This is a genomic window from Corynebacterium sp., assembly GCF_012837295.1.
Classification (GTDB): Bacteria; Actinomycetota; Actinomycetes; order Mycobacteriales; family Mycobacteriaceae; genus Corynebacterium.
Genome location: NZ_DURI01000193.1, coordinates 1 through 8,294 on the forward strand (window position 1 = coordinate 1; position 8,294 = coordinate 8,294).

Annotated in this window: 7 protein-coding genes; 3 read left to right on the top strand and 4 right to left on the bottom strand. The window is 70.7% G+C overall.

Annotated elements, in window-relative coordinates; translation table 11 throughout:
- The 4 genes from GX015_RS06500 to GX015_RS06515 all read right to left on the bottom strand — a co-directional run.
- Positions 1 to 2,252 (bottom strand): homocysteine S-methyltransferase family protein (locus GX015_RS06500; RefSeq protein ID WP_291343734.1); only part of this gene is annotated, 2,252 nt, incomplete at its 3' end.
- A 111-nt stretch (positions 2,253 to 2,363) separates the two neighbouring features.
- Positions 2,364 to 2,750, bottom strand: coding sequence for a hypothetical protein (locus GX015_RS06505; RefSeq protein ID WP_046651501.1), 387 nt, complete (start codon positions 2,748 to 2,750; stop codon positions 2,364 to 2,366).
- 73 nt (positions 2,751 to 2,823) lie between these two features.
- Positions 2,824 to 4,080 carry a cysteine--1-D-myo-inosityl 2-amino-2-deoxy-alpha-D-glucopyranoside ligase gene (gene mshC, locus GX015_RS06510; RefSeq protein WP_060925645.1) on the bottom strand — a complete coding sequence of 419 codons (1,257 nt, stop codon included), beginning with the start codon at positions 4,078 to 4,080 and terminating at the stop codon, positions 2,824 to 2,826.
- 10 nt (positions 4,081 to 4,090) lie between these two features.
- Positions 4,091 to 4,918 carry an undecaprenyl-diphosphate phosphatase gene (locus tag GX015_RS06515; RefSeq protein WP_082719312.1) on the bottom strand — a complete coding sequence of 276 codons (828 nt, stop codon included), beginning with the start codon at positions 4,916 to 4,918 and terminating at the stop codon, positions 4,091 to 4,093.
- 170 nt (positions 4,919 to 5,088) lie between these two features.
- Here GX015_RS06515 and GX015_RS06520 point away from each other — a divergent pair, with 170 nt between their 5' ends.
- From GX015_RS06520 to GX015_RS06530, 3 genes are all read left to right on the top strand, one after another.
- Positions 5,089 to 6,024 (top strand): aldo/keto reductase, encoded by a 936-nt coding sequence (locus GX015_RS06520; RefSeq protein ID WP_120982662.1) that lies wholly within the window; start codon positions 5,089 to 5,091, stop codon positions 6,022 to 6,024.
- 77 nt (positions 6,025 to 6,101) lie between these two features.
- Entirely contained in the window at positions 6,102 to 7,226 is a 1,125-nt protein-coding gene (locus tag GX015_RS06525; protein ID WP_291343739.1) for a hypothetical protein, read from the top strand.
- Between the two features lie 91 nt (positions 7,227 to 7,317).
- The coding region (locus tag GX015_RS06530; RefSeq protein ID WP_291343742.1) for a quinone-dependent dihydroorotate dehydrogenase at positions 7,318 to 8,294 on the top strand (977 nt) is incomplete at its 3' end.

The window sequence follows — 8,294 nt, forward strand, 5'->3', positions numbered from 1 at the left end:
ACCGTGCCGATGACCATCGTGCCCTTCGACCCGGTGGAATCCTCCGCGTCCATGAAGCCCTCGAGATAGGCCACGGCCGTCTTCATCGTCTCCGCCGACTGCAGCACGAACGGCAGCTGCATCTGGCCGGAACCGAACAGCTCGCCGACGGTCTGCATGCCGCGCAGCAGATCCTCGTTGACGATCGCCAGCGGGTCCTTCTCCTTCATGCCCTCGTCGAGGTCCGCCTCGATGCCGGTGCGCTCACCGTCGATGATGCGCTGCGCCAGACGATCGAACAGCGGCAGCGCGGCCAGTTTCTCGGCGCGGGCGTCCTTGGCGTCGGCGGCGGACACGCCGTCGAAAAGCTCCATGAAGGTCTGCAGCGGGTCGTAGGCCCCGTCCGGGTGGTCGTCGCCGCGGCGGCGATCGTAGACCATGTCCAGGGCGACTTCGCGCTGGCGCTCGTCGATGCGGTTCATGGGCAGGATCTTCGAGCTGTGCGCGATCGCCGAATCCAGGCCCGCCTCGATGCACTCGTTGAGGAACACCGAGTTGAGCACCTGGCGGGCGGCGGGGTTCAGGCCGAAGGAGATGTTCGACAGGCCCAGGGTCGTGTGGACCTCCGGGTGGCGCTTCTTCAGCTCGCGGATGGCCTCGATGGTCTCGATGCCGTCGCGGCGGGTCTCCTCCTGGCCGGTGGAGATGGGGAACGTCAGGCAGTCGACGATGATGTCCTGCTCGCGCAGGCCCCACGTGCCGGTGATGTCGGCGATGAGCCGTTCGGCGATCTCGACCTTCTTCTCGCGGGTGCGAGCCTGGCCGTCCTCGTCGATGGCCAGCGCGACGACGGTGGCGCCGTGCTCGACGGCCAGCTCCATGATGCGGTGGTAGCGCGAGCCCGGGCCGTCGCCGTCCTCGAAGTTCACCGAGTTCAGGGCGCTGCGGCCGCCGAGGTGCTCCAGGCCGACGCGCAGGACGTCGGGCTCGGTGGAGTCGAGCATGACCGGCAGCGTCACCGACGTGGCGATCTGGGCGGCCAGCGTGGCCATGTCCTCGCGGCCGTCGCGGCCGACGTAGTCGACGCACAGGTCGATCATGTGGGAGCCGTCGGTGACCTGGCCGCGGGCGATGTTCAGGCACTTCTCCCAGTCGGCGGCGAGCATGGCCTCGCGGAACGCCTTCGAGCCGTTGGCGTTGGTGCGCTCGCCGATCATGGTGATGCCGATGTCCTGCGTCAGCGGCATGGTCGAGTACAGCGAGGCGACGTCGTCGGTGCGGTTGGGGTCGCGCTCGGCGCGGGTCGCGGGGCCGCGGTCGGCCCAGTCGCCTTCGCCGATGACGGCGTCGCGCACGGCGGAAATGTGCTCCGGCGTGGTGCCGCAGCAGCCGCCGACCATGGACAGGCCGTAATCCTCGACGAAGCCGCGCAGCGCGGTGGCCAGGTCGGGAGCCGTCAGCGGGTAGGTCGCGCCGTTCTTGCCCAGCACGGGCAGGCCGGCGTTGGGCATGACGGAGACGGGGATGCGCGCGTTCTTGGACAGGTAGCGCAGGTGCTCGCTCATCTCGTCCGGGCCGGTGGCGCAGTTCAGGCCGATCATGTCGATGCCCAGCGGCTCCAGCGCGGTCAGCGCCGCGCCGATCTCGGAGCCCATCAGCATGGTGCCGGTGGTCTCCACGGTGACGTGGACGATGATCGGGATGCGCTTGCCCAGCTGCCGCATGGCCTCCTTGACGCCGTTGACGGCGGCGCGGACCTGCAGCAGGTCCTGCGCGGTTTCGATGAGGAAGCAGTCGGCGCCGCCGTCGAGCATGCCCAGGCCGCACTCGACGTAGGCGTCGCGCAGCGTGGCGTAGGGGGCGTGGCCGAGGCTCGGCAGCTTCGTGCCGGGGCCGATGGAGCCGGCGACGAAACGCGGCATGCCGTCGCGGCCGGGGCCCATCTCGTCGGCGACGCGGCGGGCGATGGCCGTGCCCTTCTCCGCGAGCTCGCGGATGCGGTCCTCGATGTCGTAGTCCGCCAGGTTCGGCAGGTTGCAGCCGAAGGTGTTGGTCTCGACCAGATCGGCGCCGGCCTCGAAGTAGCGGCGGTGGATCGTCTCGAGGATGTCCGGTCGGGTGTCGTTGAGGATCTCGTTGCAGCCCTCGAGGCCCAGGAAATCCTTCTCCACGTCGAGATCGAACGATTGCAGCTGGGTGCCCATGGCGCCGTCGCCGATGAGCACGCGCTCGCGCAGAGCGGTGAGGAACGGGGAATCCACGTGATCGACCATGGGTAGACACCTTAGTCTGTTGTGCCCGTCAACCAGGTGTCGGGTCGGACCCATGCTTGACGACGGCCAATCTCCCCGCGGTCCGTCGTCAAGCAGATTCGTGCCGTGGGACTAGAAGTCGCGCTCCGGGAGGTCGTCGTGCCCCTCGTCCAGGCCCGCGGCGCGGGCGGCGCGGATGAGCAGCGGCACCAGCGTCTCGCGCTCCTCGGGTTCGAGCACGGCGTCGTCGTGGTTGGCGTTGACGGCGTTGAGGTCGGCGGTGACGCGGTCGACGACGGCCATCAGCGCCTCCTGCGACGCCGGCTCGCGCTGGGCGGACAGGGCGTCGAGGGCGTCGAAGTAGCGCTCGACGACGTCGCGCACCTCCGCCACCGCGGCGACGTCGAAGGGCTCGAACCAATTCTCGCGGTCCTCCTCCGAGAGGTAGGAACCGGTGGCGTAGGACTCCAGGTCGCCGGCGAACTCGTCGAGTTCCGGCTGGAACGTGTCGCGGATCATGCGCCAATCATGCCCGCGCGCAAGCCGTTTCGCCGGGCGGGCGCCGGCGCGGGTGGGGTGCGGGGGCAGATGCTCAGAGTTTGACGCCCAGCAGGGCGTCGAGGGCGACGGCCATGTCGGCGCCCGGGCCGGTGAAGCCGGATGCGGCATCGGAGCCAACGGACTCGCGGCCGCCGAGGACGGCGTCCGCCCACTCGTCGACGGCGGCCAGCGCGCGCGGGGTGTCCAGGTCGTCGGACAGGGCCTCGCGGACGGCGGTGATGGTCGCCGTGACGTCGCTGGAAGCCGCGGCCGCGGCCCGGCGCCACCGGTCCAGGCGCTCATTGGCGGCGGCGAGGATCTCGTCGGACCAGTCGCGGTCCGAGCGGTAGTGCCCCGCGAAGACGCCCAGGCGGATCGCCGACGGATCGGTGCCGGCGGCGACGAGCTTGGACACGAAGACCAGGTTGCCCAGGGACTTGGACATCTTCACGCCGTCCAGCGCGATCATCCCGGAGTGGACGTAGTGCTTCGCCATGCGCGGGTGCCCCGTGGCGGCCTCGGCGTGGGCGGCGGAGAACTCGTGGTGCGGGAACGCCAGATCGCTGCCGCCGCCCTGGATGTCGAAGCCGACGCCCAGGCGGTTGACGGCGATGGCCGAGCATTCGATGTGCCAGCCAGGGCGGCCGCGGCCGAAGGGGGCGTCCCACGCCGGCTCGCCGTCGCGCTCGGCGCGCCACAGCAGCGCGTCGAGGGGATCGCGCTTGCCGGGGCGGTCGGGGTCTCCCCCGCGCTCGGCGAACAGCTCCGCCATGGTCGCCTCGTCGTAGTTCGACTCGTAGCCGAAGTCCGCGGTGGCGTTGCGGTCGAAGTAGACGTCCGCGTATTCGTCGTCGAGCTGGTACGCGGCACCCGACTCCAGCAGGCGGCCGACCATCTCCACGACCTCGCCGACGCTCTCGATCGCGCCGATGTAGTCGCGCGGCGGGATCACCGACAGGTTCTTCATGTCGTCGCGGAACAGGTCGATCTGCGACTGGCCGAGCTCGCGCCAGTCCACGCCGTCGCGCTCGGCGCGCTCGAACAGCGGGTCGTCGACGTCGGTGATGTTCTGGACGTAGTGGACCTCGTGGCCGTTGTCGAGCAGCACGCGGTAGGCCAGATCGAAGGTCAGGTAGGTGGCCGCGTGGCCCAGGTGCGTCGCGTCGTACGGGGTGATGCCGCAGACGTACATCGTTGCGGTCTTGCGCGGCCGCACCGGCCTGATCGCCTCATCGGCGGTGTCGTGCAGGCGGAGCGGGACGGGATCGCCCGCGACGGAAGGGACGGTCGGGATGGGCCACGAATGCATGCCGGAAACCTTACATCGGCTGCATGACGCCGATTCCCAGCAGGACCATCACCAGGATGCCCACCGGGATGCGGTACGCCGCGAACCAGGCGAAGGAGTGGTTGGCCACGAACTTCAGCAGCCAGGCGATCGCGGCGTAGCCGACGACGAAAGCGACCAGCGTGCCCACCAGCAGCTGGGCACCGGACGCGGCCTGCCCGGCGGCCGGGTCGAAGGCGTCGGGAAGCGAGAACAGGCCCGACGCCAGGACCGCCGGGATGGCCAGCAGGAAGCTGAAGCGCGTGGCGACCTCGCGGTCGAGGTTCAGGAACAGGCCGGCCGAGATCGTGCCGCCGGAGCGGGACACGCCGGGGATCAGCGCCAGGCACTGCGCGAAGCCCATGACGATCGCGTCGCGCATGGTCAGCTCGTCGAAGCTGCGGTCGCGCCGCGAGAACTTCTCCGCCGCGATGAACACGAAGGAGAACAGGACCAGCACGGTTGCGGTGATCCACAGGTTGCGCAGGCCCTCGCGGATGATGTCCTTGCCGAAGAACCCGATGATCGCGATGGGCAGCGTGCCCACGATGACCATCCAGCCCATGCGGTAGTCGAAGTCGCGGGCGTCCTTGTTGAACAGCCCCCGGAACCACGCGGTGAGGATCCGCCAGATGTCCTTGGCGAAGAACACCAGCACCGCGGCTTCCGTGCCCAGCTGGATGACGGCGGTGAACGACGCGCCGGCGTCGGCGCCCCAGAACAGTTCCGACACGATGCGCAGGTGGCCGGAGGAGCTGACCGGCAGGAATTCGGTGAGGCCCTGGACGATGGACAGGACGATGGTCTGCAGCCACGTCATGTCGGTGGCCCCGGCCGACTCGGCGGCCGCGAAGATGGCGGGGGTAGAAGTCACGGCGGACAGGCTACTCCCCCTGCGCGTGAATCGGGGTACCGCCGCGTGACGACGGTCCGCGTCTCCCCCGGCTCGGTGTGCCGGGTCGGGCATGCCGGGCACGTAGAGTGGGGCGGGTGCGACGACGACTACTTGGAGCCAGCGGGCTGAGGGTGTCCGCCCTCGGGCTGGGCACCGCGACGTGGGGTGCGGGAACCGACCGCGATGAGGCGGCGAAGATTCTGGTGGATTTCGTCGACGCGGGCGGGACCCTGGTCGACGCGACCCCGGTGACCGGTTCGGGCTCCCCCGAGGACATGCTCGGGTCGGTGCTGCGGCGCAAGGGGATGCGCGGCGACGTCGTGTTGTCGGCCGCCTCCGGCGTCGACCCCGGGCAGCCGGTGGGCCGCCGGGTGGATTGTTCGCGCCGGGCGCTCATCGCCGACCTCGACGCGTTGCTGGATCGCCTGCACGTCGATCACGTGGACATCTGGTCGGCCGGGTACTGGGACGCCTCGACGCCGCCGGAGGAGGTCGCGGACACCCTCGAGTTCGCCGTGCGTTCCGGGCGGGTCCGGTACGCGGGCGTGCGCGGCTACACGGGCTGGCAGCTGGCGGTGACGCACTCGGCCGCCGGGCGCATCCGGCCCGTCGTCGCCCAGCACGAGCTGAGCCTTCTGCAGCGCGGCCCGGAACAGGAACTGCTGCCGGCCGCCGCGCACCTTGGCGTGGGCTTCATCGCCGGGGCCGCGTTGGCCCAGGGCGTGCTCACGGGCAAATACCGCGACTCGATCCCGGAGGACTCCCGCGGTGCCTCCGAGCACGCCGACGCCGAAGTGCAGGACTACCTCGACCCGCACGGCGTCACCGTCGTCGGCGCGCTGTGCACCGCCGCCGAGGGCCTGGGCGTGTCCCCGCCGGCCGCCGCGCTGGCGTGGACTCGCGATCGCCCGGGGGTGACGTCGGTGCTCATGGGCGCCCGCACCCGCGGGCAGCTCCGCGAATTGCTCGCCGCCGATGACCTCGTCCTGCCCGGCGCCATCTGCGACGCGCTCGACGACGTGTCGTTGTAGGCCGGCGACTGCGGGGCCCACGAAAACGCCGAAGCCGGGGGCGGCCGCGGAAACCCCGGGTGGTACCGTCGTCAAGCGTGAGCAGCAACTCCCGCATTCGCATGTCCGTCGCCCTCGCAGGCCTCGCCGCACTGGCCCTTCCGCTGGCGGCGTGTGGTTCCGATGCAGAAGGCGAGGTGGTCGCGGGCATGGGCAACGCGACGCCGTTGCCCGCCGCCGGAGGTTCGGCGGACGAGCCCGCCGGAAAGGTCATCGACCTGGACGAAAACGTCACCGGCGCCCTGCGCGTCGATGACCGGATCCTGCTGCGCGCCGAGTCGAAGGTGCTGTCCGGCACCCCGGAGGACCCGGCGATGGATTCCAACGACGTCGACGCGGCCTGCGGCGATCTCGCCCCGGCCGGCAACGTCGCCGTGCTCCCCTGCCCCGACGGCATCCACGTCCTCGCCGAGGACGGGTCCGGCACCGCCGTCATCGGCCGCGGCACCGCCTACACCGCCGCCGTCGGGCTGTCCGACGGCCGCATCGTCGGCCACCGCGCCGATTCCGACCGGGTCGACGTCTTCGGCGCCGACGGCGAACACGCCGATGACTTCGCCGTGTCGCGGCACGGTTCCCAGCTGCTGTCCGTGCCGTCGAACCGCGAGTCTGCGGTGCTGCTGGAGATCAACCGGCCGGAGACCTCGGTCCACGAGATCATCCTCGACGAGTCCCGCCCGGGTTCGGGCCTGCGCGCCGGCATCGGCGTCGGTCCCGCGTCCGTCGGCGAGGACGGCACCGTCGCGGCCGTGGACGTCAAGGGCGGGCAGCTGTTGATCTACACCGCCGGCGACGTCGTGCGCCTGCACAATTCCACGCCGGTGCCGGAGGGGCCGTGGGCCGTCGCCGTCGATTCCGCCCGCAACCTCGTGTGGGTCACCTCCACCGTCGACGGCGTGCTGACGGCCTACGACATCTCCACCGGCACCGCGCTGAAGGCGGCGCAGCTGCCCACCGTCGCGGACGCCCAGGCGCTCGTGGTCACCGCCGACGGCGATCTGGTGGCCTACTCCGCTTCGGGTGCCGGGGCGCAGCACGTGACCGCCGGCGACGTCGACAAGGCCCTCGAAGAGGGCAAGGCCGACCTCGACGCCGAGCGTGAACTGATGAACCCGCGCGAGCCGAAGGACCGCCTGCCCAGCGGCGAGGGCGAAGGCGAGTAATCTGCCGGTTGACGCCAGTTCGACGAGGGCCCGAGGAGCAACCGTGTCCCATCCCATCCGCACCGCCGCGTACCAGGCTTCCCTGAAGGCGATGTTCCAGCTCCCGCCGGAGCGCATCCACGTGATGATGAACGACTGGCTGGCCCGCCTCCAGCGCGCCCCGAAGGTGCGGCGCGCCATCGCGCGGCTGCTCGTCGTCGATGAGCCGGCCCTGCGGCAGACCGTGTTCGGCGTGGACTTCCCCCGTCCCCTCGGTTTGGCGGCGGGCTTCGACAAGGCCGCCACCGCGGCGGACTGCTGGTCGGACCTCGGTTTCGGCTACGCGGAGCTGGGCACGGTGACCGCGCAGGCGCAGCCGGGCAACCCGACGCCGCGGCTGTTCCGCCTGAAGGAGGATCGGGCGATCCTCAACCGCATGGGCTTCAACAATCCGGGCGCGGAACTCGTGGCGGGCAATCTGCGCAACCGCCGCGGCGATGGCGTCATCGGCGTGAACCTGGGCAAGACCAAGGTCGTGCCGTTGGACGGCGCCGTCGACGACTACCGCCAGTCGGCCCGCGCGCTCGGCGACCTGGCCGATTACGTCGTGGTCAACGTCTCCTCCCCCAACACCCCGGGTCTGCGCGACCTGCAGGCGGTGGAGACGCTGCGGCCGATTCTCGCGGCCGTGCAGGAGGAGACCACGTCGCCGGTGCTGGTGAAGATCGCCCCGGACCTGTCCGACGAGGACGTCCTCGCCGTCGCCGACCTCGCCGTGGAGTTGGGCCTGGCCGGCATCGTTGCCACGAACACGACCATTTCGCGCGAGGGCCTGAAGACCCCGGCGTCGATCGTGAAGAAGATGGGCGCCGGTGGCGTCTCCGGCGCGCCCGTCGCGGCCCGCGCGCTGGAGGTGCTGCGGCTGCTGCACGGCCACGTCGGCGGGAAGCTGACGTTGATCAGCGTCGGCGGCATCGAGACGCCGCAGCAGGCGTGGGAGCGCATCGCCGCCGGTGCCACCCTGTTGCAGGGATATACGCCGCTGATCTACGGCGGCCCGGATTGGATCCGCGACATCCACCTGGGCAT